22 protein-coding genes are annotated in these 26,102 nt (G+C 66.5%); 12 read left to right on the top strand and 10 right to left on the bottom strand.

Annotation, left to right across the window (positions count from 1 at the left end; all coding sequences use genetic code 11):
• Positions 1–338 precede the first annotated feature (338 nt).
• From NMD1_RS17975 to NMD1_RS17990, 4 genes are all read right to left on the bottom strand, one after another.
• A complete protein-coding gene (locus NMD1_RS17975; protein WP_125956174.1) occupies positions 339–2,144 on the bottom strand; it encodes an acyl-CoA dehydrogenase C-terminal domain-containing protein in 1,806 nt (601 codons plus the stop codon).
• Positions 2,145–2,154: 10 nt separating this feature from the next.
• Positions 2,155–2,637, bottom strand: a complete 483-nt coding sequence (locus NMD1_RS17980; RefSeq protein WP_223806641.1) for a MerR family DNA-binding transcriptional regulator — start codon at positions 2,635–2,637, stop codon at positions 2,155–2,157.
• Between the two features lie 26 nt (positions 2,638–2,663).
• Complete coding sequence (gene hisI, locus NMD1_RS17985; RefSeq protein WP_125956175.1) at positions 2,664–2,999, bottom strand: phosphoribosyl-AMP cyclohydrolase; 336 nt, start codon at positions 2,997–2,999, stop codon at positions 2,664–2,666.
• 402 nt (positions 3,000–3,401) lie between these two features.
• Positions 3,402–4,202, bottom strand: coding sequence for a ComF family protein (locus tag NMD1_RS17990; RefSeq protein WP_125956177.1), 801 nt, complete (start codon positions 4,200–4,202; stop codon positions 3,402–3,404).
• A gap of 65 nt (positions 4,203–4,267) precedes the next feature.
• Between NMD1_RS17990 and NMD1_RS17995 the strand changes: the two genes are divergently transcribed.
• Positions 4,268–5,074: a methyltransferase domain-containing protein gene (locus tag NMD1_RS17995; RefSeq protein ID WP_233497786.1), complete on the top strand. Its 807-nt coding sequence runs from the start codon at positions 4,268–4,270 to the stop codon at positions 5,072–5,074.
• Positions 5,075–5,096: 22 nt separating this feature from the next.
• Here the strand turns inward: NMD1_RS17995 and ppdK are convergent, their stop codons facing one another.
• The 3 genes from ppdK to NMD1_RS18010 form a co-directional block, all read right to left on the bottom strand.
• The gene (gene ppdK, locus NMD1_RS18000) at positions 5,097–7,760 is read right to left on the bottom strand and encodes a pyruvate, phosphate dikinase (protein ID WP_125956179.1); all 2,664 of its coding nucleotides are present in this window, start codon (positions 7,758–7,760) and stop codon (positions 5,097–5,099) included.
• Positions 7,761–7,847: 87 nt separating this feature from the next.
• Entirely contained in the window at positions 7,848–10,301 is a 2,454-nt protein-coding gene (gene glyS, locus NMD1_RS18005; protein WP_125956181.1) for a glycine--tRNA ligase subunit beta, read from the bottom strand.
• 112 nt (positions 10,302–10,413) lie between these two features.
• The gene (locus NMD1_RS18010; protein WP_124809602.1) at positions 10,414–11,331 is read right to left on the bottom strand and encodes a glycine--tRNA ligase subunit alpha; all 918 of its coding nucleotides are present in this window, start codon (positions 11,329–11,331) and stop codon (positions 10,414–10,416) included.
• Between the two features lie 129 nt (positions 11,332–11,460).
• Between NMD1_RS18010 and NMD1_RS18015 the strand changes: the two genes are divergently transcribed.
• The 5 genes from NMD1_RS18015 (at position 11,461) to NMD1_RS18035 (ending at position 15,383) form a co-directional block, all read left to right on the top strand.
• Entirely contained in the window at positions 11,461–12,417 is a 957-nt protein-coding gene (locus tag NMD1_RS18015) for a TraB/GumN family protein (protein WP_158454003.1), read from the top strand.
• Positions 12,414–13,331 (top strand): TraB/GumN family protein, encoded by a 918-nt coding sequence (locus NMD1_RS18020; protein ID WP_223806638.1) that lies wholly within the window; start codon positions 12,414–12,416, stop codon positions 13,329–13,331. The genes NMD1_RS18015 and NMD1_RS18020 overlap by 4 nt, the downstream gene beginning before the upstream one ends.
• A 156-nt stretch (positions 13,332–13,487) precedes the next feature.
• On the top strand, positions 13,488–14,096 hold the full coding sequence (locus tag NMD1_RS18025; RefSeq protein ID WP_124809600.1) for a 50S ribosomal protein L25/general stress protein Ctc: 609 nt from the start codon (positions 13,488–13,490) through the stop codon (positions 14,094–14,096).
• 179 nt (positions 14,097–14,275) lie between these two features.
• Positions 14,276–14,845: an aminoacyl-tRNA hydrolase gene (pth, locus tag NMD1_RS18030; RefSeq protein WP_125956185.1), complete on the top strand. Its 570-nt coding sequence runs from the start codon at positions 14,276–14,278 to the stop codon at positions 14,843–14,845.
• A 163-nt stretch (positions 14,846–15,008) separates the two neighbouring features.
• A complete protein-coding gene (locus NMD1_RS18035) occupies positions 15,009–15,383 on the top strand; it encodes a PEP-CTERM sorting domain-containing protein (RefSeq protein WP_125956188.1) in 375 nt (124 codons plus the stop codon).
• Positions 15,384–15,490: 107 nt separating this feature from the next.
• On the opposite strand, the gene NMD1_RS18040 is transcribed toward NMD1_RS18035, so the two are convergent.
• Positions 15,491–17,002 (bottom strand): tetratricopeptide repeat protein, encoded by a 1,512-nt coding sequence (locus NMD1_RS18040; protein ID WP_125956191.1) that lies wholly within the window; start codon positions 17,000–17,002, stop codon positions 15,491–15,493.
• A 133-nt stretch (positions 17,003–17,135) separates the two neighbouring features.
• Between NMD1_RS18040 and ychF the strand changes: the two genes are divergently transcribed.
• Both ychF and NMD1_RS18050 read left to right on the top strand, forming a co-directional pair.
• Positions 17,136–18,236, top strand: coding sequence for a redox-regulated ATPase YchF (gene ychF / locus NMD1_RS18045; RefSeq protein ID WP_125956194.1), 1,101 nt, complete (start codon positions 17,136–17,138; stop codon positions 18,234–18,236).
• A gap of 60 nt (positions 18,237–18,296) precedes the next feature.
• Complete coding sequence (locus tag NMD1_RS18050; RefSeq protein WP_125956196.1) at positions 18,297–18,761, top strand: MaoC family dehydratase; 465 nt, start codon at positions 18,297–18,299, stop codon at positions 18,759–18,761.
• A gap of 25 nt (positions 18,762–18,786) precedes the next feature.
• On the opposite strand, the gene NMD1_RS18055 is transcribed toward NMD1_RS18050, so the two are convergent.
• Together NMD1_RS18055 and mutL are read right to left on the bottom strand one after the other, a co-directional pair.
• Positions 18,787–19,299, bottom strand: coding sequence for a hypothetical protein (locus tag NMD1_RS18055; RefSeq protein ID WP_124809594.1), 513 nt, complete (start codon positions 19,297–19,299; stop codon positions 18,787–18,789).
• Positions 19,299–21,149, bottom strand: coding sequence for a DNA mismatch repair endonuclease MutL (gene mutL / locus NMD1_RS18060; RefSeq protein WP_125956832.1), 1,851 nt, complete (start codon positions 21,147–21,149; stop codon positions 19,299–19,301). The genes NMD1_RS18055 and mutL overlap by 1 nt, the downstream gene beginning before the upstream one ends.
• A 233-nt stretch (positions 21,150–21,382) precedes the next feature.
• On the opposite strand from mutL, the gene NMD1_RS18065 reads away from it, so the two are divergent.
• From NMD1_RS18065 to mrdA, 4 genes are all read left to right on the top strand, one after another.
• On the top strand, positions 21,383–22,429 hold the full coding sequence (locus NMD1_RS18065; RefSeq protein WP_125956198.1) for a rod shape-determining protein: 1,047 nt from the start codon (positions 21,383–21,385) through the stop codon (positions 22,427–22,429).
• Positions 22,430–22,511: 82 nt separating this feature from the next.
• Positions 22,512–23,420: a rod shape-determining protein MreC gene (gene mreC / locus NMD1_RS18070; RefSeq protein ID WP_125956201.1), complete on the top strand. Its 909-nt coding sequence runs from the start codon at positions 22,512–22,514 to the stop codon at positions 23,418–23,420.
• A 6-nt stretch (positions 23,421–23,426) separates the two neighbouring features.
• On the top strand, positions 23,427–23,981 hold the full coding sequence (mreD, locus tag NMD1_RS18075) for a rod shape-determining protein MreD (RefSeq protein WP_125956203.1): 555 nt from the start codon (positions 23,427–23,429) through the stop codon (positions 23,979–23,981).
• Positions 23,982–24,004: 23 nt separating this feature from the next.
• The gene (gene mrdA / locus NMD1_RS18080) at positions 24,005–26,098 is read left to right on the top strand and encodes a penicillin-binding protein 2 (protein ID WP_125956834.1); all 2,094 of its coding nucleotides are present in this window, start codon (positions 24,005–24,007) and stop codon (positions 26,096–26,098) included.
• Positions 26,099–26,102 lie beyond the last annotated feature (4 nt).

Raw genomic sequence — 26,102 nt, forward strand, 5'->3', positions numbered from 1 at the left:
GCGCCCAAGGCCGGTTGGGCATTGGAACCGCCGCCTCGTTCCGATGCAAGCGCGCGTTGGGCACGGCGTTGCATGACGCAATGCCTAGCACCACTTTGGCAGATATTGGCGGATCATGCGTCTCCATCTTCTTACGCAGTGCGGGAAGGTCGGCGGGTCATGAGCATGGCGGCGGCGGATTGGGAAAGCCGCGCAATGCGCCGAGCCGCAATCCGAGAACCGGGCAACCGCATTCGATCGCAGCGAATTTCAAGCCGGATCGAACGCAGCGACCGACTCGCGCCAGAAGGGTTGGCATCGGTTCAAACCCTCCCGCCCCAGCCGATCGCGGGGCGCCATCAGGCCGTGGCGAAGGCTTCCACCGGCAGTGCCATCACGGTTTCGCCACCCGCCTCGATCTCGCGCCGCAATGCGCCAGCCTGGGGGATAGAGCGCAGCGCGAAATGCTTCGCGGTGACCAGCTTGGCCTCGTAGAACAGCGTATCGTCCGTTCCCGCCGCCAGCGCCGCAGCCGCCACCTTGGCCATCTTCAGCCACATCAGGCCCAGCGAGACGATGCCCATCAGCGTCATGTAGGCATAGGCGCCCGCGCCCAGCGCGTTGCGGTCGGTCATGCCGTGCTGGAGGAACCACATCGTCGCGGCCTTCAGCTCGCCATTGGCCTTGCCCAGCCGTTCCGCCACCAGCGCTACCGCATCGCCGCTATCGGCGGCGGAAGCGCATTCGTCATCGACCAGCTTGAAGAAGGCCTGCACCGCGCGGCCGCCGTTCATCGGCAGCTTGCGCCCGACAAGATCCATCGCCTGCACGCCGTTCGCGCCTTCATAGATCATGGCGATGCGCGCATCGCGCACGAACTGCTCCATGCCGCTTTCGGCGATATAGCCGTGGCCGCCCCAGATCTGCTGCATGTCGGTGGCGGTCTGGTAGCCCCTGTCGGTGCCGTAGCCCTTGATCACCGGCGTCAGCAGGCTGATCAGGTCGTCGGCCTCCTGCCGTTCTTCCGCCGTCGCCGCCTTGTGCGACAGGTCGACCAGCAGGCCGCCCCAGCCGGAGAAGGCGCGCATCCCTTCGGTGAAGGCCTTGGCATCCATCAGCATCCGGCGCACATCGGGGTGGACGAACAGCGGATCGGCCTTCTGGTCGGGCTCGGCGGGGCCGGTCAGCGCGCGGCCCTGCCGGCGCTCCTGCGCATAGAGCACCGAGTTCTGGTACGCGGCTTCCGCCTGCCCCAGCCCCTGGATGCCCACGCCCAGACGGGCCGCGTTCATCATCACGAACATCGCGGCAAGGCCCTTGTTCTCCTCGCCGACGATCCAGCCCTTCGCGTCCTCGTAGTTCATCACGCAGGTGGCATTGCCGTGGATGCCCATCTTGTGCTCGATCGAGCCGACCGACACGGCATTCTTCGCGCCCAGCGAGCCGTCGTCGTTCACCAGGAACTTGGGCACGATGAACAGGGAAATGCCCTTGCTCGATTCCGGCGCGCCCGGCGTCTTGGCCAGCACCAGGTGGATGATGTTCTCGGTCAGGTCATGGTCACCCGCCGAAATGAAGATCTTGGTGCCGGTGATGGCATAGGAACCATCGGCCTGCGGCTCGGCGCGGGTACGGATCAGGCCCAGATCGGTGCCGCAGTGCGGCTCGGTCAGGTTCATCGTGCCAAGCCATTCGCCGGAGACCATCTTGGGCAGATACTTTGCCTGCTGCTCAGGCGAACCCTTCGAGAGGATCGCGGAAATCGCGCCATTGGCAAGGCCTGGATACATCGCGAAGGCGTGGTTCGCGCTGCACATGTATTCTTCCATGACGAAGCCGATCACGTGCGGCAAACCCTGTCCGCCGAACGCCTCCGGCCCGACGAGCGTGGGCCAGCCGCCCTCTACGTACTGGCGATAGGCTTCCTTGAACCCGGTCGGCGTCGTCACCGAAGCGTCGGGGTGGCGGGTGCAGCCCTCGATATCGCCCACGCGGTTGAGCGGCGCGACCACTTCGGAAACGAAGCGCCCCGCTTCCTCGATCACCGCGTCCGTCATGTCCTGCGTGGCGTTCTCGAACCCGGCCAGATGAGTATAGTCGGCCACGCGGACGACTTCGTTGACGATGAAACGCGTGTCCCGCGTTGGAGCCTTGTAGATCGGCATTGCTTGGTCCTCAGGAGTTGTGCGACCCGCCGGTTTCGGGATTGCGCCCTTCCAGACGCTCCCGCTTCACCAGAAGGTCGACGAAGCTGGTCAGTTCATCAATGGTGTCGGTGATGTCCGCCTGCTGGCGGCGCAAGTTGTCGATCCGTTCGCGGCACTTGGCGATGGTGACGCGGCGCTGTTCGGCACGCCCGTCGCCCAGATCGTAAAGATCGATCATGTCGCGGATTTCGGCGAGGCTGAAACCCACGTTCTTGGCGCGCATGATCCATGCCAGCCGCGCCCGGTCGCGCTTGCTGTAGATGCGCGACAGGCCGAGCCGCGTCGGCGCGATCAGGCCCTCGTCCTCATAGAAGCGCAAGGCGCGAGCGGTAACGCCGAACTCGTTGGAGAGATCGGAAATCGTATACTGATCGCGTGCGCTCGCGTCAGGATGGTCGAGATGGCCGGTGTGGTCACGATTTGCGGCGGCGGACTGAGCGGGCATGCTCATAGAGCTACCTACCCTTTACGTAAGCGTCAATCCACGATCCGCACAAGTTCTCCGTTATTATCGATCCGCCGGTAGAAACAGCTCCGCGCCAGCGTGTGGCAGGCCGGCCCCGCCGCCTCGACTCTCAGTTCCAGCGCATCCTGATCGCAATCCACGCGGATCTCGACGACCTTGAGCGTATGCCCCGAGCTTTCGCCCTTCATCCACAGGCGCCCGCGCGACCGGGAATGGAAATGGGCGAATCCCGTCTCGCGCGTCTTCGCGATCGCTTCAGCGTCCATATGCGCCAGCATCAGCAATTCGCCGGTACGATGATCCACCGCCACCGCCGTCACCAGCCCGGCGGCATCGAACCTGGGCATGAAAACCCGCCCCTGTTCGCGCAATTCGGAGGAATCATCCTGTGAAATGGTAAGGACCTTTCTCTGCAACCCGTATCAAATGAGGATTTGTTGCAGGATAACCACAGATGGGTCGCAAAATCCATCCAAACGCAACAATGGACTTTCGTCGGGGCGACCAATCGCGGATGAAGAATGCGCGGTTTGAGGGAACCGCATTCTGGACCGCCGAAAGGCGGCGCAAAAGCGCCAAAGTTCAGGGAAAAAGAGGGCGGCTTCAGGTGCCGGAGACAGCGGAGGCTGGATCGGTATCTGGCCGGATGATGAGGGACCTAGAGCGGAGCGACAACAGGGGGCTGTCGTTGTAACGCTTGCAATTTCGTCACGAGGACGCCCGGAATCGCAAGATTCCGGGCGTTTCTTTTATGGCCCCGTGTCCGTGCCGTCCAGGGATGTTCCAGACCGACCGGCTGCATCCAGCGCCTCATCCAGCACGCGGGCGAAACACGCGATGCGAATCCGGGCCGCCCCGGCTTTGCGCAGCGCGCGCAGGCAGGCGTCGGTCGTCGCGCCACTCGTCATGACGTCATCCACCAGCAGCACGTTTGCGCCATTCAACCTGCTTGCCCAGCGCGGCGACGCAGCAATCGCGCCTGAGAGCGCCACCGCCCGCGCGCGGCGGTTCAATCCCCCCAACGGGGGCGTCTGCTTGACGCGAACGAGCGCATCGACGGCCAGCGCCTGCCCCGTAACCCGAGCGATCCGCGCTGCCAGCAGCGCGGACTGGTTGAACCCGCGCCGCCACAAACGCCAGCGGTGGAGCGGCACCGGTACGACCAACCACTCCCCGTCCAGCTCTGGCAGCCGCGGCACGATCAATTGCGCCAGCAAGCCGGCAAGGCCAACGCGGCGCCCGTGCTTGAACGCCAGCACCAGATCGCGCGAGGCATCGTTGTAAAGCGTCGCCGCCGTGACCCCTTCATGCTTCGGTGGACTGGCCAGACAGGGCGCGCAGATCAGATGCCCGTCATCGCGATGCTCTTCGCCCAGCGGCCTCTGGCAGAGCGCGCAGGCGGGATCGCCCGGAATGGCGAGCCTGCCCCAGCAGGCCACGCACAACCCGCCCTGCCGGGCCAGCGGATCGCCGCACAGCGGGCAGCGCGGCGGAAAGAGCAGGTCGATCACCGGGGCCGTCACGGCGGCAAGGGAAGCGGACCGGAGCATGAACCGTGTTGTCCGCCCGGAACGGGGGCTTGGCAAGAGCATCCCGAACGGGCAGGCAGCCGCGCATGGCTTCCGCGCTTCCCCCCGCCCCCGCACCGCCCGCGTCACCGCCGACCATCTTCTCAGCCGCTCGCCGCGCCGCGCTCCGCGCGCGGATGCGCCGGCTGCAGCAGCGCCCGGACGCGGCGCGCTACGTAGTGGACGACATGGTGGAGGACGTGCTCGACCGCCTGTCGTTCCTGCGCCACGCCCCGGCCCGGGCGCTGGTGATCGGCGACTGGACCGGCACGCTCGCCACAGCACTGGCCGCGCAGGGATGCGCCGTCACCCGCGCCGATCCGGTGCCCGGCCCTGGCGAAACGCCGATCGACGAGGAAAACCCGATCCCGGCGAGCGAAGGCTTCGACCTCGTCGCCAGCCTCGGCACGCTCGATACCGTCAACGATCTGCCCGGCGCGCTGCTGCACTTGCGCCGCGCGCTGGCGCCCGATGGCCTTGCGATCATGAGCTTCAGCGGCGCGGGCAGCCTCCCCGCCCTGCGCGCGATCATGCTCGCGGCCGACGGCGACCGCCCCGCCCCGCGCATCCACCCGCAAGTGGACGTCCGCGCCGGCGGGCAACTGCTCCAGCGCTGCGGCTTTGCGGCGCCGGTGATCGACAGCCGCTCGCTACCCGTGCGCTTCGGCAGCCTGGAACGGCTGGTGGGCGATGTGCGGGCGCAGGGGCTGAGCAACTGCCTCGCCCGCTCCGGCCCGGCGCTGGGCAAGGCTGCGCTGGCTAGGGCACGGGCCGCTTTCGCCGGACAAGCCGACGCGGAAGGCCGCGTGACCGAGACGTTCGAAATCCTGACGCTCAGCGGCTGGCGGAAGTAACCCTCCGCCAGCGCGCCCTTTATCAGCCCAAGGCGGCCTGCGCCGCCGCCAGGCGGGCGATCGGCACGCGATAGGGGCTGGCGGACACGTAATCGAGGCCGGTCTTTTCGCAGAACGCGATCGAGGCCGGATCGCCGCCGTGTTCACCGCAGATGCCCAGCTTGATGTCGGACCGGGTCTTGCGGCCGCGTTCCGCCGCCAGTTCGACCAGCTGGCCCACGCCCTCGATGTCGAGGCTGACGAACGGATCGCGCGGGTAGATGCCCTGATCGACATAGGGATTGAGGAAGCGCGCGGCGTCGTCGCGGCTGACGCCCAGCGTGGTCTGGGTCAGGTCGTTGGTGCCGAACGAGAAGAACTTGGCTTCCTCGGCGATCTCGCCCGCCATCAGCGCGGCGCGCGGCAGTTCGATCATCGTGCCGACGAGGTAATCGAGCGTGTGGCCCTTTTCGGCGAAGACCTCCGCCGCCACGCGATCGACCAGCGCCTTGAGGATTTCGAGTTCCTTCCTGGTCGCGACCAGCGGGATCATCACTTCGGGCACGACCGCCTCGCCCGATTTCGCCGCCACATCGCAGGCGGCCTCGAAAATGGCGCGGGCCTGCATTTCGTAGATTTCGGGGAAGGTGATGCCAAGGCGGCAGCCACGATGGCCGAGCATCGGGTTGAACTCGTGCAGTTCGCCCGCGCGGCGCTTCAGGTGATCGACGCCCAGGCCGGTGACTTCCGCCAGTTCGGCGAATTCCGCATCGCCGTGGGGCAGGAATTCATGGAGCGGCGGATCGAGCAGGCGGATGGTGACCGGAAGGCCCGCCATCACCTCGAAGATCGAGGTGAAATCGGCGCGCTGTTCGGGCAGCAGCTTGGCCAGCGCGGCGCGGCGGCCGGCTTCGTCCTCGGCCAGGATCATCTGGCGCACGGCCGAAATGCGGCTGGCGTCGAAGAACATGTGCTCGGTGCGGCACAGGCCGATGCCTTCCGCACCGAACTGCCGCGCGACCTGGCAGTCGAGCGGGGTTTCGGCATTGGTGCGCACCTTCATGCGGCGGTGCTTGTCCGCCCAGGCCATCAGCGTGCCGAAATCGCCGACGAGTTCGGGCTCCACGGTGGGCACCTTGCCCGCCATGACATCGCCGTTCGATCCATCGAGCGTGATGACATCGCCTTCACGAATATCGCGGTTGCCGATCTTCGCGGTGCGCGCCGTCATGTCGATCGACAGGGCGGACGCGCCCGAAACGCACGGGCGGCCCATTCCGCGCGCCACCACGGCGGCGTGGCTGGTCATGCCGCCGCGCGCGGTGAGGATGCCCTTGGCGGCGTGCATGCCGTGAATGTCCTCGGGGCTGGTTTCCACGCGCACGAGAATCACCGCATCGCCGCGTTCCGCCAGCGTCTGCGCGGTGTCGGCATCGAACACCACCGCGCCCGAAGCCGCGCCGGGGCTGGCCGGCAACCCGCGCGTCAACACGTCGCGCGGCGCCTTGGGATCGAGCGTGGGGTGCAGCAACTGGTCGAGCGCCATGGGATCGATGCGGCGGATCGCGGTGGCCTCGTCGATCAGCCCTTCGCCCACCATGTCGACCGCCATCTTCAACGCGGCCTTGGCGGTGCGCTTGCCCGAACGGGTCTGGAGCATCCACAGCTTGTTCTTTTCAACGGTGAACTCGATGTCCTGCATGTCCTTGTAGTGCTTTTCGAGCAGTTCAAAGACAGCGGCGAGTTCGCCGTAAGCCTGCGGCATCGACTCTTCCATCGACAGCGGCTTGGCCCCTGCCGCCTCGCGCGCGCGCTGGGTCAGGTACTGCGGCGTGCGGATGCCGGCCACCACGTCCTCGCCCTGCGCGTTGACCAGCCATTCGCCGTAATAGGCCTTCTCGCCGGTCGCCGGATCGCGGGTGAAGGCCACGCCCGTGGCCGAGGTATCGCCCATGTTGCCGAAGACCATCGCCTGCACGTTGACGGCGGTGCCCCACGACTGCGGAATATCGTTCAGGCGGCGATAGACCTTGGCACGGTCCGATTCCCACGAATCGAACACCGCGCCCACCGCGCCCCACAGCTGTTCGTGCACGTCCTGCGGGAACGGACGGCCGAGTTCTTCCTCGACGATCGCCTTGTATTCCTTGACGAGAGCCTGCCAATGTTCGGCACCCATCTCGACATCGGCGTAGAAGCCGTTGTCTTCCTTGGCGATTTCCAGCGCATCCTCGAACCGGTGATGATCGAGGCCCAGCACCACGTCCGAATACATCTGGATGAACCGGCGGTAGCTGTCCCACGCGAAACGGGCGTCGCCCGATCCCGCAGCCAGCCCTTCGACGGTGGCATCGTTAAGGCCCAGGTTGAGCACGGTGTCCATCATGCCCGGCATCGAAACGCGCGCGCCCGAACGGACCGAGACGAGCAGCGGATTGGCGGGATCGCCGAACACGCGGCCCGTCGCCGCCTCAATGTGCGCGACGCCGGCGGCCACGCCGGCCTTGATATCCTCGTCAAAGGTCTTGCCGGCTTCGTTGTAGAACGCGCAGACTTCGGTGCTGATGGTGAAGCCGGGCGGCACCGGCAGGCCGATGCCCGCCATCTCCGCTAGATTGGCGCCCTTGCCGCCGGTGATCGTCTTGTCGCGCGAACGGGGATCGTCGCTGCGGGCACCACCGCCGAAGTGGAATACGTATGCGCTCATCGTAAAAAGCCGTTCCCTGACGAAGTTGACGAAGCTGGATTTATCGTTGTCGTTGCTCGCGGGGGGACGAACCGGCGCCCCCGCCCCTTATCCTTCGATGCGCCCGAAATCGGCGACCTTGTGCACCGCAGCACGGAAACGGTCAAGCAAACCCAAGCGATTCGCGCGCTTGTTCGCATCCGCATCGTTGACGGTAACGGTCTCGAAGAAGGAATCGATTGGCGCGCGCAGCGTGGCAAGAGCCGCCATCGCGCCGGTGAAATCCTCCGCTGCGACAGCGGCTTCGGCGCGGGGGCTAGCAACGGCCAGCGCCTCGATCAGCGCCTGTTCGGCGGGTTCGGGCGTGTAGGCCAGCACGGTGGGCGAATGCGCCATCTGGTCGGCAATGCCCTCGAACGCGGGATCGTCCACCATCACCAGCGGGTCTTCCTCGCCATCGGGCGGGATGATGTCCGCCGCGGAGAAGCCTTCCTTCTTGAGGATGTTCGCCGCGCGCTTGTACCCGGCCAGCAGGTTCGCGCCGTCCTCGGTGCCGATGAACGCCTGCAGCGCATGGACGCGGGCGAGCAGGCGGACGAGATCGTCCTCGCCGCCGAGCGCGAACACCGCATCGATCAGATCGTGGCGAACGCCGGCTTCGCGTTGCTGGACCTTGAGGCGGTCAATAAGGAAGTCTTTGGCAAAATAGAAAGCACCTTGGTAAGAAATTGCAAAATTCTGTATTTCTTGGGCTTTTGCGCGTGCTTGCGCTAAAGCCTGCTCTTTCTCGCTAGATATTTCAGAAATCTTCTTGTTCGCGAAGAAGGCCTTTACCTCATCATTTTCCAATGTGGCTTCACGCACAGAATTGTAGAGCTCTTCAATCTCAAATTGGTAATGCTCATCAAGCCATGCTTCGACCTCTTGCACATGATCGCCCCCCTTCTTTATAAGATACATTCCGATAAAATCGGAAGCTTCGTTTATCCGCCGTAGACCATGCTTGAGCCATATTGAGAGTAGTGAGTAGCCGTTTCGACGAAGAGCAAATGGGTCCTTTGAACCCGTCGGGCGCTGTTGTATGGCTTCAAATGCAAATAGGGTATCCAGCTTATCCGCCAGCGCCACGGCCACCGTGACCGGCGCGGTGGGCACGTCATCGCCCTGCCCGACCGGCTTGTAGTGATCGCGGATCGCATCGGCCACGGCATCGGGCAGACCTTCGGCGCGGGCGTAGTATCCGCCCATAAGGCCCTGGAGTTCGGGGAATTCCCCAACCATCTCGGTGACGAGATCGGCCTTGCACAGCCGCGCGGCGAGCTCGGCCTGGTCGGCCAGACTCCCCTCCCGCTCGCGGGAGGGGTTGGGGGTGGGCCGGGATTGGGCGGGCGTCTCGTCAGGCCCACCCCCGGCCTCTCCCGCATGCGGGAGGGGGGATTCCTGGACAATGCCCTCTTCCACCAGCCAGCGCGCCAGCTTGGCCACGCGCTCCACCTTGTCGGCGACAGTGCCGAGCTTTTCGTGGAAGGTGATCCGCTGGAGTTTCTCGGCATGGACCGAAAGCGGCACCTTGCGGTCCTGCTGCCAGAAGAAGCGCGCGTCCGAAAGGCGCGCGGCCAGCACCTTGCGGTTGCCGGCCACGATCTCCGCCCCGCCATCGCTCGGCACGATGTTGGCGGTGCAGACGAAGGCGTTGGCGAGCTTGCCATCGGCATCGCGGCAGATGAAATATTTCTGGTTAGTCCGCGCGGTTAGCTGGATAACTTCAGGCGGAACCTCAAGATATTCCGCGTCGAAGCGGCCCAGCAGCGGCACCGGCCATTCGGTGAGGCCGGCGTTTTCGACAACCAGCCCTTCATCCTCCACCAGCGTCAGCCCGGCGGCGCTGGCCACGGCGCGGGCCTGGTCGCGCACGATCGCCTCGCGCTCCGCGTGATCCACCAGCACGTGCGCGTCGCGCAGCTTGGCCGCGTAATCGCCCACGCCATCAATGGTGATTTCGCCGGGCGCGTGGAAGCGGTGACCGCGCGTGATCCGGCCGGCGCGGATCCCGCCGACCTCGCAATCAACCACTTCGCCATCGAGCAGCGCCACGATCGCGGAGAGCGGGCGCACCCAGCGCAGGCTTTCGGTGGACAGCGAGGCCGCGCCCCAGCGCTGGCTCTTGGGCCATGGGAACGCGCGGACGATGGCGGGGATCGCCTCGGCCAGCACATCGGCGGTGGCGCGGCCGGGCTTCTCGCTGACCGCGAACCACACGCCATCGCGCTCGGTCAACTGGTCCTTGGTCAGTCCGGTCTTGCGCAGGAAGCCTTCGAGCGCCTGTTCGGGCGCGGAGGTGCGCGGCCCCTTCACTTCCTCGCTCACCGCCTCGGTCGCGGCGGGCAGGCCACGCGCGATCAGCGCAAGACGGCGCGGCGTGGTCCAGATGGTAAGGTCGCCCACCGAGAGGCCGGCAGCGGCAAGATGATCGCGGAACAGCTTTTCCAGCGAGGCGCGCGCGCCGGCCTGCATCCGCGCGGGGATTTCCTCGCAGCGCAATTCGAGCAAAAAGTCCGGCATCACGCCCTCCCCCGTTCGTGTCGAGCGCAGGCGAGGCACTGTGCGCAACGGTTCTCGACTTCGCTCGAACCGAACGGATGCGGAAGCGCAACGGAGAGGCGGTTCATTCTGTTCATGCCGTCCACCCCGGATAGGCCTGCGCCCATTCGTCCTTGAATTTGTCCATGTAGGCCTCGCACGATCCCCGCGCGAGGTCGCGCACGCGGCCCATGTAGCTGGCGCGTTCCTGCACCGAGATCACGCCGCGCGCCTGCAACAGGTTGAACAGGTGGCTGGCCTCGATCGCCTGTTCGTAGGCCGCGATGGGCACGCCGGCATCGAGCGAGCGGCGGCATTCCTCCTCGGCGCGGCGGAAGCCTTCGAACAGGCTGTCGGTATCGGCCACCTCGAAGTTCCACTTCGACATCTCGCGCTCGTTCTCAAGGAACACGTCGCCATAAGAGACGCCGTGATTGTTGAACGCGAGATCGTAAACGTTGTCGACGCCCTGGATATACATCGCCAGGCGCTCCAGCCCGTAGGTCAACTCGCCCGCCACCGGCTTGCAATCGAACCCGCCCATCTGCTGGAAATAGGTGAACTGGGTGACTTCCATGCCATCGCACCAGACTTCCCAGCCCAGCCCCCAGGCCCCGAGCGTGGGCGATTCCCAGTCGTCCTCCACGAAACGGATATCGTGCAGCAGCGGATCGACGCCGATCGTTCGCAGGCTTTCGAGATAAAGCTCCTGCAGGTTTTCCGGGCTGGGCTTCAGGATCACCTGATACTGGTAGTAATGCTGAAGCCGGTTCGGGTTCTCGCCATAGCGCCCGTCGGTGGGCCGGCGACAGGGCTGCACGAACGCGGCGTTCCACGGCTGCGGACCCAGCGCGCGCAGCGTGGTGGCGGGATGGAACGTGCCCGCGCCCATGCGCATATCGTAAGGCTGGAGGATCAGGCAGCCCTGCTCGCTCCAGAACGCGTGAAGGCGCAGGATGATATCCTGCAGGCTGAGCGGCCCCGTGGGGGATGCTTGGGTATGATCGGCCATGGCCCGGGCCTTTGGCCGATGGAGGCCCGCAAATCAACTTTGCCGTGCGGCGGGCGGTGCGATTTTGCCGGGCGATTGCATCGCGGCAATAGTTCGTTCATCGCGCCGGGGTAGGCAGGAGCGATGTCGATGACCGCATTTTTCCGAACCGCGCCGCTCCGCCGGCTGACCAAACCGCTTGCCGCGCTGGCGCTGGCGGGCCTGTTCGCCGGGCCGGCGCTGGCGCGCGAACAGGCGGCGCCCGCCCCGGCAACGCCGGTTGCAGCCCCCGCTCCGGCGCCGCAGGTGGTCCATCCGGCGCTGTGGAAAGTGGCGGACGGCGATACCACGATCTACCTGTTCGGCACCGTCCACGTGCTCAAGCCAGGCTACGACTGGCTTAACGGGCCGCTGAAGCAGGCGCTCGACGGGTCGGACGACCTGGTGACCGAAGTGCTTGATCCGGTGGGCGGCGAGGCGCAGGCGGCGCTGCTTTCACGCGCGACACTGCCCGAAGGCCAGACGCTGCGCGCGCTGATGGACGCGCCGCAGCGCACTGCCTTTGAAACGCTGCTGGGCCGCGTGGGATTGCAGGCGCAAGCCTTCGACCGGTTCAAGCCGTGGTACGCCGCCGTCGTGCTCTCCTCGCTGCCGATGATGAGCCAGGGCCTCAGCCCAAAGGACGGCGCCGAAGCCACGCTCAACGCGTATCCGGGCGGCAAGGCGCGGACGCGCACCGGGCTGGAGACGATCGACTACCAACTCGGCCTTTTCGATACGCTGCCGGCCGATGCGCAGCTTGCCTACCTTGGCAACGTGGTGCGCGATTACGACAAGATCGGGCCGGAGATCGACAGCCTGATCGCCGCCTGGGGCAAGGGCGATGCCGAGGCGCTGGCCACGATCATGAACGCCGACATGGACGATCCGCGCCTGACCGAGACGCTGCTGGTCGGCCGCAACCGGCACTGGGCGCAATGGATCAAGGCGCGGCTGGACAAGCCCGGCACGGTGTTCGTCGCGGTGGGCGCCGGGCATCTCGCCGGCAAGGGCAGCGTGCAGGAACAACTCGCCGCGCTCGGCCTCGCCACGCAGCGGGTGCAATGAACCGGATGAAGACCGGGACCTGGAGGAAGGCCTGTGCGGGCATCGCGCTGGCGGCGGGTCTGCTGCTGGGCGCGTGCCGGAGCGAGCCGCAGCCCGCTGCCCCGGCGGCGGAATCGCGCGTGGCGCTATGGGAAGTGACCGGCCCCGGCGGCGCGCGGGGCTGGCTGTTCGGCACCGTTCACGCCCTGCCCGAAGGCACGCGCTGGTCACGCCCCGCGATCGCGCAGGCGCTGGGCGCGGCGGACCGGCTGGTGTTCGAGATCGGCGAACCGCTGGACGCGAAGATCGCGGGCGAAGCGCTGGGCCGGCTGGCCTTCACCCGGGGGTTGCCGCCGCCGTCCGAACGGATCGACCCCGCCTATCGCGGCAAGCTGGCGGCCGTGTACAAGGACCTTGCGCTGACCGACGCGCAATTCCGCGACGAGGAATCGTGGGCTGTGGCGCTCCAGATTTCTGCCATCGCCGGGCAGAAGCACGGGATGAGCCCGGACAACGGCGTGGAGCCCGAACTACGGCGCATGGCGAAGGGCAAACTCGTCACCGGCCTTGAAACCATCGACAGCCAGTTCGGCATCTTCGACCGGCTGGGCGACCGGGAACAGAAAGTGCTGCTGGAACAGGTGGCCGAGGAAGCATCGAGCGGCAAGGATGACGAGCAGGACATCCTGAAGCTGTGGCTGCGCGGTGATGACCTGGGCATCGCGAAGGAAAGTGAGACCGGCTTTCTGGCCGATCCCGGTCTGCACGAAGCGCTGTTGGCCGCGCGCAACCGCAACTGGACAGGACAGATCGACGCCATGCTGAAAGCCGGCGCGCATCCCTTCGTGGCGGTGGGCGCCGCGCACGTTTCGGGCACGGACGGCCTGCCCCGGATGCTGGCCGAACGCGGCTGGACGGTGCGGCGCGTGCAATAGCGCACGGGGCCAGGCCAGAAAGTCTGGCCAGAAAGGCCGGCAACGCTTGCTTTTTCCGTCCGATCCGCTAAGGGCCGCCGCTTCCCCGGCATGGTCATCCCTGGAGGCGTGCGGGCGGAAACGTGTTCAACACAGCATTTTCGGAAGGTACAGACAATGAGCGAGACGCTTACGCTGTCGGCCGAGACGCGCGATCGGGCTGGCAAGGGAGCCTCCCGTGCACTGCGTCGCGAAGGCCGCACCCCCGCCGTGATCTACGGCGGCAACGAGGATCCGGCCGCGATCCACGTCGGGGAAAAGGAACTGGTCAAGGCGCTTGGCACCGGCCACTTCTTCAACTCGATCGTCGAGCTCACCGTCGGCGGCAAGACCGTCCGCACGCTGCCCAAGGACGTTGCGTTCCACCCGGTTTCGGACCGTCCGCTGCATGCCGACTTCCTGCGCCTTTCGGCCGACCACGCCGTTCACGTGAACGTGCCGGTGGTCTTCGCCAACGAAGAGAAGTCGCCCGGCCTGAAGAAGGGCGGCGTTCTCAACGTGGTCCGTCACGAACTCGAACTGGTCTGCGCGCCGGATTCGATCCCCGATGACATCGTGGTCGACGTGACCGGCTTCGAAGTGGGCGATTCGATCCACATCAGCTCGGTGACGCTGCCGGCTGGCGTGAAGACGGCGATCACCGATCGCGATTTCACCATCGCCACGATCGTTGCCCCCTCCTCGCTCAAGAGCGAAGAAGGCGATACGACCAAGACCGAAGCCTGATCTTCAGGCAAGCGTTTCCGCCGTCCCTCTATCAAGAGGCCGACGGCGGAGCCGGAAAGAAGCCCCCTTCCGCCCCGCGCGGGAGGGGTTCTTTTTTGCCTGGCGGTTGTTTTCACATGCCGTCTGGCCTGATGCGCCCGACACTGTAAACGGGCGCAAAGCGAAGGAGCATCACCGCCATGCAAGTCTGGGTCGGGCTGGGCAATCCGGGGCCGCAATATGCGCTGCACCGCCACAATGTCGGCTTCATGGCGCTCGACACCATCGCCGAAGTGCACTCCTTTGGTCCGGTGCAGAAGAAGTTCCAGGGCTGGGTGCAGGAAGGCCGGATCGGCGGGGCGAAAGTGCTGCTGCTGAAGCCGGCGACCTTCATGAACGAAAGCGGCCGCGCGGTGGGCGAAGCGCTGCGCTTCTACAAGCTTGGCACCGACGCGCTGACCGTGTTCCACGACGAGCTCGATCTCGCCCCGTTCAAGGTGAAGCTGAAGACCGGTGGCGGCACCGCCGGGCACAATGGCCTGCGCTCCATCGATAAGCATCTCGGCCCGGATTTCCGCCGGGTGCGGCTGGGGATCGGCCACCCCGGCCACAAGGATCGCGTGACCGGGTACGTTCTCGGCAACTTCGCCAAGGCGGAGCAGGACGATCTCGTCGACATGCTCGGTGCGATCGCTTCGGAAGCGGAGTGGCTGGCCAAGGGGGACGACGTGCGCTTCATGAGCGATGTGGCGTTGAGGCAAGCCGGGTAATCATTCCTAACGCGATTTAACCATCTGAACTGTCGGGCAAATTTACAGATCGGGCCTTTCAAAACCTTCGTTAACCAGCGTACCCCGCAGGATTTCCCGTTTGGCACGGCAATTGCGAAGAATGGCGTGAACCATTCGTACCGCTTTCAAAGGGGGCCAAACCATGAAGCGTTCTACTGTCATCCTCGCCGCGCTGGCGACGTCCGCGATGTTCGCCACGCCGGCGCACGCGACCTTCGGCCACACCCACTATTGCAACTGTGGCCACAGCGGCGGCTCCAAGTCGTGCGGCGGTTCGTCGTCGTCCTCGTCGACGTCGTCGACCAGCGGCGGCAGCACCTCCTCGGGTGGTAGCACCTCCACCTCTTCTGGCGGCGGCACCTCAACCTCGTCGACCTCCACCGGCGGCAGCACGTCCTCGGGCGGTGGCAGCACCTCGTCCGGCGGTACGGCGGTTCCCGAACCCGGGATGCTGGGCATGATGGCGATGGGCCTGATCGGCCTGGGCTTCGCGCGCCGTCAGCGCCGCAAGGCCTGATCGCGCCGAATTAGGGCACGCCCCACGGGTTCGGCCGCGCCGGACCCGGCCCCGGGGCAAACGTCAGCGGACGAAGCCGTCTTGCGGGACGGCGCATCGCGATCCGCTCAGCCCGCCACTTGCGCGCGGGCGAGATCGTTCCGGAACAGGCGATTGGCGGGGTCCGCCCGCAACGCCTGTTCGAGATAGGCCACCGCCTTGTCGCGGTCCGTCCCGGCCCTGAACCGCACCAGCCCCGCCATGTGGATCATGTCGGCGTTGGAGGGCTGCAGCGCCAGCGCCTTGTCCGCAAACCCGATCGCTTCGGCGTTTCGCCCGGCCTGCGAGGCCGCGAACGCCAGCCGCTTAAGCACGTCCGCATCAGATTGGTAGCCGGAGACTTGCTGGAACGCCGCGATCGCCGCGTTCCAGTCTCCTCGCGCCATCGCCGCTTGCCCGGCAGCGGCCAGTTGCTGCGTCCGCCGCAAATCCCCGGACTGCAGGCGCGCCTTCAGCGTATCCGCCGCCGGATCGCCAGCCCCGCGCGCCGCCTTTTCCGCAAGCTCCAGTTCGCGCGGCCCGGCCATGGCGCTGTCCGCCAGCGGTTTGACCGTGGCATAGGCCGTCGCCGCATCACCGGTCGCCAGTTGCGCTTCGGCCAGCATCAGCCGGGCGAACGGGTTTTGCGGGGAAAGCAGCAAGGCCTTGGCGTAGATCGCCCGCGCCTGCTCGGCCCGCCCGAGGCGGAGCAAGGCTTCGGCATAGGCCAGCCCTTCCGGCGAGCGCGGCTCCAGGCTGCTTTCGCGCGGGGCGAGCGTGCTGCGCACTTTTTCCCAATCGCCCCTTTCGGCAGCGATCTGAATGCGCATCCGCAGCACGTCGCCGCTATCGGGCGCGACATCGGTGGCACGGGCCACCAGCGCCTCGGCCTCGTCCAGCTTGCCCTGCTGGTCGGCCGCATCGGCCTGCGCAAGCAAAGGCTCAGGCCGCGTGGGATAAAGCGACTGCGCCCGCTTGTACGCGGCCAGAGCGCCGTCCCAACGGTTCGCCTGCGCATCGATATCGCCCGCCAGCATCAGCGCGTCGAGCGCATCGGGGCTGCGACGGCGCAGATCGGCCAGTTGCGCCTCGGCCCCGGCAATGTCCTGCGAATCCAGGAGGAACCGGGCGTAGTCGCGCACCAGCCGCGCGTCCCCGCCGGCGGCAAGCCCCTTGCGATAGGCTTCGAGCGCGCCGGCCTCGTCCTTGTTCGCGAGCAGGGCCGAGGCGCGGATGCGCCATGCCTCGGGATGGCTATCGTTGCCCAGCAGCGAGAGCGCTTCGTTGGCCTGCCCGCGCAGCAAGGCAGCGTCCGCCTTCATCCGCGCGATCTCAAGCCCCTTGCCACCCGCCGCTACAAGGCGCGCGAGCGTGGCCTGCGCGCCCTCGCCATCGCCCAGGCGCAATTGCACCCGCACCAGCAGATCGAGAATCCGGGCATCCTCGGGCGCGGCCGAAACCGCTTCGCCCAGTTCCTTGCGGGCCGTGCGATAGTCCTCCGCCTTGAAGGCGGCTTGCGCGCGGTCCAGATGCTGTTGCGGCGTTTCCGAACCGCAGGCGGCAAGGACAAGCAGGGCGGGCAGTATCAGCGCTTTCTTCATGCCCGCGTGATGACACGAACGCCTGAAATTTTGGTGAAACTGGCCAAACCGTCCCGCCCCCGCTATGGGCCGCGCGAAAGGCTTGGGCGCAAGAGCCGCGCGGGCCGCATCCAGATCACTTGTGGAGCATCAAATGGGTTTTCGTTGCGGGATCGTCGGTCTGCCAAACGTCGGCAAGTCGACGCTGTTCAACGCGCTGACCGAGACGCAGGCGGCGCAGGCGGCGAACTATCCGTTCTGCACCATCGAGCCGAACGTGGGCAACGTGGGCGTGCCCGATCCCCGGCTGGATGAACTGGCCAAGATCGCCGGAAGCCAGAAGATCATTCCCACGCAACTGGGCTTCGTGGACATCGCCGGGCTGGTGCGCGGCGCGTCCAAGGGCGAAGGGCTGGGCAACCAGTTCCTGGGCAACATCCGCGAGGTGGACGCCATCGTCCACGTGCTGCGCTGCTTCGAGAACGACGACATCCAGCATGTCGACAACAAGGTCGATCCGATTTCGGATGCGGACACGGTCGAGACCGAACTGATGCTTTCGGACCTCGAAAGTCTGGAAAAGCGCGTACCCGCCGCGCAGAAGAAGGCCGCGCAGGGCGACAAGGAAGCGAAGCTCATCGCCTCGGTGCTGGGCCAGGCGCTCGACCTGCTGCGCGAAGGCAAGCCCGCGCGCCTGACCAGGCCGAAGGACGAGGAAGAAGCCCGCGTGTTCCGGCAGGCGCAGCTGCTCACCGCCAAGCCGGTGCTCTACGTATGCAACGTGGAGGAAGGCGCGGCGGCCGAAGGCAATGCCTTTTCCGCTCGCGTGTTCGAGAAGGCGAAGGCCGAAGGCGCCAACGCCGTGATCGTCTCGGCCGCGATCGAGGCCGAACTGGTCGGCATGGAACAGGACGAACGGCTGGTGTTCCTGGAAGAAATGGGCCTGCACGAAACCGGCCTCGCCCGCGTGATCCGCGCCGGCTATGATCTGCTGCACCTCATCACCTTCTTCACCGTCGGCCCCAAGGAAGCGCGCGCCTGGACCGTGCATCAGGGCGCCAAGGCCCCGGACGCGGCGGGCGAAATCCACTCCGACATGCAGCGCGGCTTCATTCGCGCCGAAACCATCGCCTATGCCGACTATGTCGCGCTGGGCGGCGAGAACGGCGCCAAGGAAGCCGGCAAGCTGCGCCAGGAAGGCAAGGAATACGTGGTGCACGATGGCGACGTGATGCACTTCAAGTTCAACGTGTGAGGCCGCACGCCGGTTAACCGATCGATTGACAGCGCGGCGGGCTCGGGCAAAATCCCGCCTATGCAATATTTCGAAGACCTTGAGCCCGGCACCGTCGACCGTTTCGGCCACTACCAGGTCACCCGCGAGGAAGTGATCGGCTTCGCCTCGCGCTATGATCCGCAGCCGTTCCACCTTGATGACGAGGCGGCGGCGCAGACCCATTTCGGCCGCCTCTCGGCCAGCGGCTGGCACACTTGCGCCATGGTGATGGCGATGGTGGTGGAGAACCTGAAGGCGCGCCAGCAGGCTGGGCTGGGGTCTCCCGGCGTGGACGAGCTACGCTGGCACAAGCCGGTCTATCCCGGCGACACGCTGCGCTGCGAAACCCAGTTGCTCGAGAAAAAGCGCAGCCGCTCGCGCCCGGAAATGGGCAGCTTCCGATCCACCCTGCGCGTGTTCAACCAGAACGACGATCTGGTGATGAGCTTCACCTCGATCGGGTTGATCCGCGTGCGCGATCCGGAAACCGCATCGACCGACTAAGCGCGCGCGGGAGCGGGCGGTGTTGTTACATCGGCTTGCACTGGACGTTGCCGCGCGCCTTGTAGACTACCCGGTCGAACGGATCGGTCACCACCACCTGCCCGCTGAACAGATCGACAAGGCCGTTCTTCACCGCCTTGCCATCGTCGATGCGGGTCAGCGTGAGGGCATATTCCTTCCCCGAATAGCGCGACCAGGCGCCCTGCGGCAGTTGCGTGCTGCCCTTGTCCGACGCGAAGACTACCAGCTTGCCGTCGAGCTTCATCACGCCGCGTTCATCCTGCGCCAGCAGGATCGCGCCCATGCCGCCGCCATCGGCCACGAAGTTGCAGCCGGTGCCGGTCAGCTTCCCGTCGCGGATGTCGAAGAACATGATCGGTTGCGGATCGATCGGCTTCACCGGCGGCTGGCCATTGCGCTGCGCCGCTTCCACCTGGGCAATGGCCCGCGCATCCTCGGCCGCCTTTTCCGCCGGCGTCTGGCTGGAGCAGGCAGCCAGCAGAACGAGCACTGCCGCTCCGGCAACGATCCCGCGCATCACTTTCTCCCGAACAGTTTCTCGATATCGCCATGGGCAAGCTTCACCCACGTCGGCCGCCCATGATTGCACTGGCCAGAGCGCGGCGTCACTTCCATTTCGCGCAACAATGCGTTCATTTCGGCGACGGACAGGACGCGCCCGGCGCGGACCGAGCCATGGCAGGCCATGGTCGCCAGCACGAGGTCGAGCCGTTCGCCCAGCAGCAGCGCGTCGCCGTTCTGGGCAAGATCGTCGGCCACGTCGCGCACCAGCGCTTCGGGATTGCCCTTGGCAAGCGCCGCCGGCACCGCGCGGACCAGCACGGCACCCGGACCGAAGCGTTCGAGCGCGAGGCCATATTCAGCCAGCTTCGGTGCGGCTTCCTCCAGCCGATCGCAATCGGTTTCCTCAAGCTCGACCACTTCGGGGATCAGCAGCGCCTGGCTGGGCGCACTGCCCTCCCCCGCGCTGGCCCCCGCTCCCGCCGCGCGCAGGCGTTCCAGCACCAACCGTTCGTGCGCCGCGTGCTGATCGACGATCACCAGCCCGTCCGCCGCCTCCGCCACGATATAGGTGTTGGCGACCTGCCCGCGGGCCACACCCAGCGGATGCTCTACCGGCTCCGGCACGGCATCCTCGGCGGCTTCGGCGCGGGCGACAGGCGGGGCCATGACCGTGGCCTCGTACCCGCGCCACGCCTGCCCGGCATCGCTGACCCGCGGTTCTGGCCGCCATGCCGGGGAGGCGAAGATGCTGCCTTGCCGTTCGGCCGGGGCGGGAAACAGCGGCTCCGGCCCTGGTGCCGCCCCCGGGAGCGCGGCAATCGGTTCGGCCTGCCAGGCACGCATCGCGGTTTCGGAAGGGGCCTGCGCGGAGCGCTGGTCCCCGCTTGCCAGCGCCGTGCGCAGGCCGGTCACCACCATCCCCCGCACCAGCGCGGGATCGCGAAAGCGAACCTCGGTCTTGGCCGGGTGGACGTTCACGTCGACCTCGGTCGGCGGCACGTCGAGAAACAGCGCCAGCACCGCGTGCCGGTCGCGCGCCAGCATGTCGGCATAGGCGCCGCGCACCGCGCCGATCAGCAGGCGGTCCTTCACCGGGCGGCCGTTGACGAACAGATACTGGTGATCGGCCACGCCGCGGTTGTAGGTCGGCAGGCCGGCCACACCGGTCAGGTGGAAATCGCCGCGCACCAGATCGACCGTCACCGCGTTGCCGGCCAGCTCGCGCGCAACCAGCTGCGCAACGCGCGCCTCGAGCGAATCGCCCGGCTGCACCTGCAGCGCGCGGCGGCCGTCGTGCTCCAGCGTGAAGCCCACTTCCGGGCGTGCCATGGCCAGCCGGCGCACGACATCGAGCGAAGCCGCCCATTCGGCCCGCGCCGAGCGCAGGAACTTGCGCCGCGCCGGAATCTTGCCGAACAGGTCTTCCACCCGCACGCGCGTTCCGGGCGGCAGCGCGGCAGGGCCATCGGACACCAGCGCCCCATGATCGACCACGCGTTTCCAAGCATCGCCGGTCTCTCGCGCGCGGCTCTCGATGGTGACGCGCGCGACGCTGGCGATGGAAGGCAGCGCCTCTCCCCGGAAGCCCAGCGTTTCGACCAGTTCGATCGATTCGTCGGGCAGCTTGGACGTGGCGTGGCGCTCCAGCGCCAGCGCAATCTCGTCCGCGCGCATCCCGCAGCCATCGTCCGTCACCTCGATCAGCGAAAGCCCGCCCTCGCCCAGCCGGACATGGACTTGCGTGGCGCCCGCATCGATGGCGTTTTCGACCAGTTCCTTGAGCGCGCTGGCCGGCCGTTCCACCACTTCGCCAGCGGCGATGCGGTTGACCAGAGTATCGGGAAGGCGGCGGATCGTGGGCATCATCAAAGCTTTGTTCAGGGCCGTGCCAGCGTCGGGATTCCGGCACGCCCAGACATTACTAGCGATGGACCCGCGCTTTTTCGAGCCAAGTGGAGAAGTTATCCCGCAAACGCAGCATAAACCTATGGGTTTTGCGCAAATCATGCGCTAATGAGCCGGGCTTCCCGGGCACTCATTTGGTTGGGGTTGGCGCGTGCCCGCGTTCCAACCCGCAGATTCATACGGATTTCCTGATGGCTTCGATGCTTTCCCGATTCTTCAAGTTCGGTTCCCAGAACATCGCGATCGACCTCGGAACGGCGAATACGCTGGTCTACGTACAGGATCGCGGGATCGTGCTGAACGAGCCTTCCGTCGTCGCGATCGAGACGATCAACGGCGTCAAGAAGGTGAAGGCCGTCGGCGATGACGCGAAGATGATGATGGGCAAGACGCCGGACAACATCGAGGCGATCCGTCCGATGCGCGATGGCGTGATCGCAGACATCGAAGTGGCCGAAGCCATGATCAAGCACTTCATCCAGAAGGTGCACGGCAAGAAGAGCCTGCTGCGCTATCCGGAAATCGTGATCTGCGTGCCTTCGGGCTCGACCTCGGTCGAACGTCGCGCGATTCGCGATGCCGCCTCCAACGCCGGCGCCAGTCAGGTGTTCCTGATCCTGGAACCGATGGCGGCCGCGATCGGCGCGGACATGCCGGTGACCGAGCCGGTCGGTTCGATGGTGGTCGATATCGGCGGCGGCACCACGGAAGTCGCCGTGCTGTCGCTGCGTGGCCTTGCCTATACCACCAGCGTGCGCGTGGGTGGCGACAAGATGGACGAAGCCATCGTCAGCTATGTCCGCCGCCATCACAACCTGCTGATCGGTGAAGCCACGGCCGAACGGATCAAGAAGGATTACGGCATCGCCACGATCCCAGCCGACGGCGTGGGCGAAACCATCCACATCAAGGGCCGCGATCTCGTCAACGGTGTGCCCAAGGAAATCACGATCACCCAGGCCAACGTGGCCGAAGCGCTGTCCGAACCGATTGGCGCGATCGTCGAAGGCGTGCGCATCGCGCTGGAAAACACCGCGCCGGAACTCGCAGCGGACATCGTCGATCAGGGCATCGTGCTGACCGGCGGCGGCGCGCTGATCCGCGGGCTGGACGAGCATCTGCGCGAGGAAACCGGCCTGCCGGTGAGCGTCGCCGAAGACCCGCTGTCCTGCGTGGCGCTGGGCACCGGCCGCGCGATGGAAGATCCGATCTATCGCGGCGTGCTGATGACCGCGTAATGGCAGGTTCATCCCGTTGCTGCATGGAAGCAAGCCGGCACCGGCCGGCGGACAGCGGCGGGAACGGTAGGGAATAACGGACATGGCGCGGTCACAGGACCGGCGCCCGGGCTTTTCGCGCAGGGCGCAGTACGGGATCTTCACAGGCTACGTCGTCGCCATTCTTGGCGTCGTGGTCGGCGCCGTGCTGCTCATCGTATCGTTGTTCAACCCCGAGGCGTTTGCCTTTGCGCGATCAGGCGCGAGCGAGATAGCGCGGCCGATCGGGCAGGCTAGCGCCGAATCCCGCGCCACCGGCCAGGGCGTGTTTGCCGCCGTCGGCGCCTATTTCAACGCCGGAAGGCAGAACGCCGCGCTGCGGCGCGAGGTGGAAGCCGCGCGCGCCGACGCGGTGACCATGCGCGCGGTGCAAACCGAAAACGCGCGTCTGAAAGCGCTGCTCGGTATCATCGATCCCCAGGTGCGGCCGATTGCCGCCGGCCGCCTTATCGGCTCCACCGCGGCCAGCGCACGGCGCTTCGCCGTGCTGTCGATCGGCTCCTCGACCGGGCTGCGCCCCGGGATGCCCGTGCGATCTTCCACCGGACTGATCGGCCGGATTGTCGAAACCGGGCGCGATACGGCACGCGTTCTGCTCGTGACAGACCCGGACAACGTCGTGCCCGTGCGCCGCGCCACCGATGGTCTGCCGGCCTTCGTGCAGGGTGCCGCCAACGGCCGGATCGAAATCCGCTTGATCAATTCAGGCGTAAACCCCGTTCACAAGGGCGACGTTTTCGTGACCTCCGGATCGGGCGGCCTCTATCCGCCCAACATTCCGGTCGCGATCGCCACCGATCCGCATCATGACGGGGCCGTCGGCCACCTTGCCAGCGATCCTGCGGACGTGGACTACGTGCTGGTGTTCCCGAGCTTTCAGCCTGCCGCCCAGGCAGCGCTGAGCGAAAGCGAGAAAGCCGCTGGCCCGCCGCGCGACCCGGGCGACCAGTAAGCCGGAATGATGCTGCCCCGCTTTCCTGCCCGCGCCGAGGACATCGTGCGCAACCGCATCAACCGCGCGCCATCGCCGGTCCTTGCGGTGGGCATTCCGTGGGCGTCGATCATCCTGGCCTCGATGGCAACCTTTTCCCCGGTGATCGCGTCCGCACCCCTGCTCCCGCCATTTTCCTACATGATGCTGCTGGCCTGGCGCATGCTGCGGCCCGGCATGCTGCCGGTGTGGGTCGGCTTGCCACTGGGCGCCATCGACGATCTGTTCAGCGGACAGCCGTTCGGCAGCGCGATCATCCTGTGGTCACTGACCATGCTGGCGATGGAAGTGATCGACGAACGGTTCCTCTGGCGGGGCTTTCTGCAGGACTGGCTCGCGGGCAGCGCGCTGCTGGCCGGCTATCTGTTTCTTGCCGCCAGTTTCGCGGGCTTTGCCGCCGGCTATCCGCTGCCGCTTTCGATCGGCCCGCAATTGCTGCTGAGCGTGTTCCTGTTCCCCGTCATCACCCGGATCGTCGCCCTGCTCGACCGGGTGCGCCTGCTGCCGCTGCGGAGAATCTGAGCGTGGCGAGACAGCAACTGCCGATGAGTTCGGCCCGGCTGACCGACACCTTCAACCGCCGCACCTTCGTGCTCGGATCGGCCATGGGCGGCATCGGCGTGCTGCTCGCGATGCGGCTCGGCTACCTCTCGATCGCGCAGAACGAGAAGTACAAGGCGGCGTCGGAGAGCAACCGCGTCAACCTGACGCTGATTCCGCCGCGGCGCGGCTGGATTCTCGATCGCAATGGCGCGGCGCTGGCATCGAACCGCGCCGACTTCCGCGTCGACCTGATTCCCGACCGGGTCGTGGACGCGGACAAGACGCTGGCCACGCTCGCCTCGCTGCTCGACCTTTCGCCCGACAAGGTGGGCGACATCCACGACAAGCTGGACAAATCGCGCGGGTTCCAGCCCGTCGAAGTCGCCGCCAATCTCAACTGGGACAAATTCGCCGCCGTCAGCGTGCGCCTGCCCGAACTGCCGGGCGTGGTGCCGCAACGCGGCTATTCGCGGTTCTATCCCACCGGCGCGACCGTGGGGCATCTGGTCGGCTATGTCGGCCCCGCTTCGGCCGAGGACTACGAGCGTGAACGCAACCCGCTGCTGATCACGCCCGGCTTCAAGATCGGCAAGGACGCGCTGGAGAAGTATTTCGAGACGCGCCTGCGCGGCGTGCCCGGCGCGCGGCGCGTGGAAGCCACCGCCAGCGGGCGCGTGGTGCGCGATCTGGGCACGCGCGAGGACGTGCCGGGCAAGCCGATCCAGCTCACCATCAACGGCCCGTTGCAGGACTATGCCTCGCGCCGCATCGGCCTGGAATCCGGGTCGGTCGTGGTGATCGACTGCCTGACCGGCGATGTGCTGGCCATGGCCTCGATGCCCAGCTTCGATCCCAACAGCTTCTCCGACGGCATCGGGCGCATCGAATGGAAGATGCTGTCGGACGACGACCATGTGCCCTTGCGCAACAAGGTTCTGCGCGGGCTTTATCCGCCGGGCTCGACCGTGAAGCCGATGGTCGCGCTGTCGTTCCTCGAAGCGGGGCTCGATCCAAATGCCTCGGTCAACTGCGCGGGCGGCCTGCGCGTGGGCAACCGCGTGTTCCACTGCTGGAACCACCGTGGCCATGGCGCTACCAACATGGCCAAGGGCATCTACCAGTCGTGCGACGTGTACTTCTATCACTTCGCGCAACAGATGGGCATGGACGTGATCGCAGCGATGGCGAAGCGGCTGGGGCTGGGACAGGAATTTCCGCTGCCCGTCGCCGGGCAATCCTATGGCACGGTGCCCGATCCCGCGTGGAAGCTGCGCAAGTACAAGCAGCCCTGGGCGATCTACGACACGGTGAACGCCACCATCGGGCAGGGATACATGCTGGTAAACCCGCTGCAGCAGGCGGTCATGGCCTCGCGCATCGCCTCCGGCCTCGAACTGATGCCGCGCCTGCTGCTCGACCGGCACGCGCCTCAACCCAAGTCCATGGGCTTCAAGCAGGAACACCTCGATTACATCCACGCGGCGATGAACGAAGTCGTCAACGGGCGTGGCACCGCCGGCAAGGCGCGCCTGCCCATTCCCAACGTGCAGATGGCGGGCAAGACCGGCACGGCGCAGGTCGTCGGCCTCAACATCGGCAACGGCAAGGGCGGGCTGTGGAAGCACCGTGACCACGGCCACTTCATCTGCTTCGCCCCGTTCGACAAGCCGCGCTATGCCTGCGCCGTCGCCATCGAGCACGGCGGTGGTTCGGGCGCGGCCTATCCCATCGCGCGCGACGTGATGACGTTCCTGTTCGATCCGGGCAAGGCGCTGGAAGTGCTCGAAGGCTTCGAAAAGCAGTGGGGCGGCAACGTGCAACAGCGCATGGCGGCCCGGTACGACGCCTATGCCGCGCAGTACGGCGCTTCCGCACCCAAGGCGGCCGACGACGCGCAAGTGGCGCAGGAAGTCGCGGCCGAAAACAAGCCGGTGCCCGAACCGACCGCCGCGCAGACCGACGCCGCGCCGCCTCCGCCCGAGCCGACGACGCCCGAACCGGGCACGCCGGCGCAGGGCGCATCGCCGCGGCCGGCACCGGGCACCGCTCCGGCACCCGCCACTCCCGCCACTCCCGCCACGTCCGGCGCGCAATAGAGGC

It is taken from the genome of Novosphingobium sp. MD-1 (assembly GCF_001014975.1).
Taxonomy (GTDB): Bacteria; Pseudomonadota; Alphaproteobacteria; order Sphingomonadales; family Sphingomonadaceae; genus Novosphingobium.

What these genes read in the sequence shown, in the direction of transcription:
- NMD1_RS17975 (WP_125956174.1), bottom strand. Translation starts at nt 2,144, where the DNA reads ATGCCGATCTACAAGGCTCCAACGCGGGACACGCGTTTCATCGTCAAC.
- NMD1_RS17980 (WP_223806641.1), bottom strand. Translation starts at nt 2,637, where the DNA reads ATGAGCATGCCCGCTCAGTCCGCCGCCGCAAATCGTGACCACACCGGC.
- hisI (WP_125956175.1), bottom strand. Translation starts at nt 2,999, where the DNA reads ATGCCCAGGTTCGATGCCGCCGGGCTGGTGACGGCGGTGGCGGTGGAT.
- NMD1_RS17990 (WP_125956177.1), bottom strand. Translation starts at nt 4,202, where the DNA reads ATGCTCCGGTCCGCTTCCCTTGCCGCCGTGACGGCCCCGGTGATCGAC.
- NMD1_RS17995 (WP_233497786.1), top strand. Translation starts at nt 4,268, where the DNA reads ATGGCTTCCGCGCTTCCCCCCGCCCCCGCACCGCCCGCGTCACCGCCG.
- ppdK (WP_125956179.1), bottom strand. Translation starts at nt 7,760, where the DNA reads ATGAGCGCATACGTATTCCACTTCGGCGGTGGTGCCCGCAGCGACGAT.
- glyS (WP_125956181.1), bottom strand. Translation starts at nt 10,301, where the DNA reads ATGCCGGACTTTTTGCTCGAATTGCGCTGCGAGGAAATCCCCGCGCGG.
- NMD1_RS18010 (WP_124809602.1), bottom strand. Translation starts at nt 11,331, where the DNA reads ATGGCCGATCATACCCAAGCATCCCCCACGGGGCCGCTCAGCCTGCAG.
- NMD1_RS18015 (WP_158454003.1), top strand. Translation starts at nt 11,461, where the DNA reads ATGACCGCATTTTTCCGAACCGCGCCGCTCCGCCGGCTGACCAAACCG.
- NMD1_RS18020 (WP_223806638.1), top strand. Translation starts at nt 12,414, where the DNA reads ATGAACCGGATGAAGACCGGGACCTGGAGGAAGGCCTGTGCGGGCATC.
- NMD1_RS18025 (WP_124809600.1), top strand. Translation starts at nt 13,488, where the DNA reads ATGAGCGAGACGCTTACGCTGTCGGCCGAGACGCGCGATCGGGCTGGC.
- pth (WP_125956185.1), top strand. Translation starts at nt 14,276, where the DNA reads ATGCAAGTCTGGGTCGGGCTGGGCAATCCGGGGCCGCAATATGCGCTG.
- NMD1_RS18035 (WP_125956188.1), top strand. Translation starts at nt 15,009, where the DNA reads ATGAAGCGTTCTACTGTCATCCTCGCCGCGCTGGCGACGTCCGCGATG.
- NMD1_RS18040 (WP_125956191.1), bottom strand. Translation starts at nt 17,002, where the DNA reads ATGAAGAAAGCGCTGATACTGCCCGCCCTGCTTGTCCTTGCCGCCTGC.
- ychF (WP_125956194.1), top strand. Translation starts at nt 17,136, where the DNA reads ATGGGTTTTCGTTGCGGGATCGTCGGTCTGCCAAACGTCGGCAAGTCG.
- NMD1_RS18050 (WP_125956196.1), top strand. Translation starts at nt 18,297, where the DNA reads ATGCAATATTTCGAAGACCTTGAGCCCGGCACCGTCGACCGTTTCGGC.
- NMD1_RS18055 (WP_124809594.1), bottom strand. Translation starts at nt 19,299, where the DNA reads ATGCGCGGGATCGTTGCCGGAGCGGCAGTGCTCGTTCTGCTGGCTGCC.
- mutL (WP_125956832.1), bottom strand. Translation starts at nt 21,149, where the DNA reads ATGCCCACGATCCGCCGCCTTCCCGATACTCTGGTCAACCGCATCGCC.
- NMD1_RS18065 (WP_125956198.1), top strand. Translation starts at nt 21,383, where the DNA reads ATGGCTTCGATGCTTTCCCGATTCTTCAAGTTCGGTTCCCAGAACATC.
- mreC (WP_125956201.1), top strand. Translation starts at nt 22,512, where the DNA reads ATGGCGCGGTCACAGGACCGGCGCCCGGGCTTTTCGCGCAGGGCGCAG.
- mreD (WP_125956203.1), top strand. Translation starts at nt 23,427, where the DNA reads ATGATGCTGCCCCGCTTTCCTGCCCGCGCCGAGGACATCGTGCGCAAC.
- mrdA (WP_125956834.1), top strand. Translation starts at nt 24,005, where the DNA reads ATGAGTTCGGCCCGGCTGACCGACACCTTCAACCGCCGCACCTTCGTG.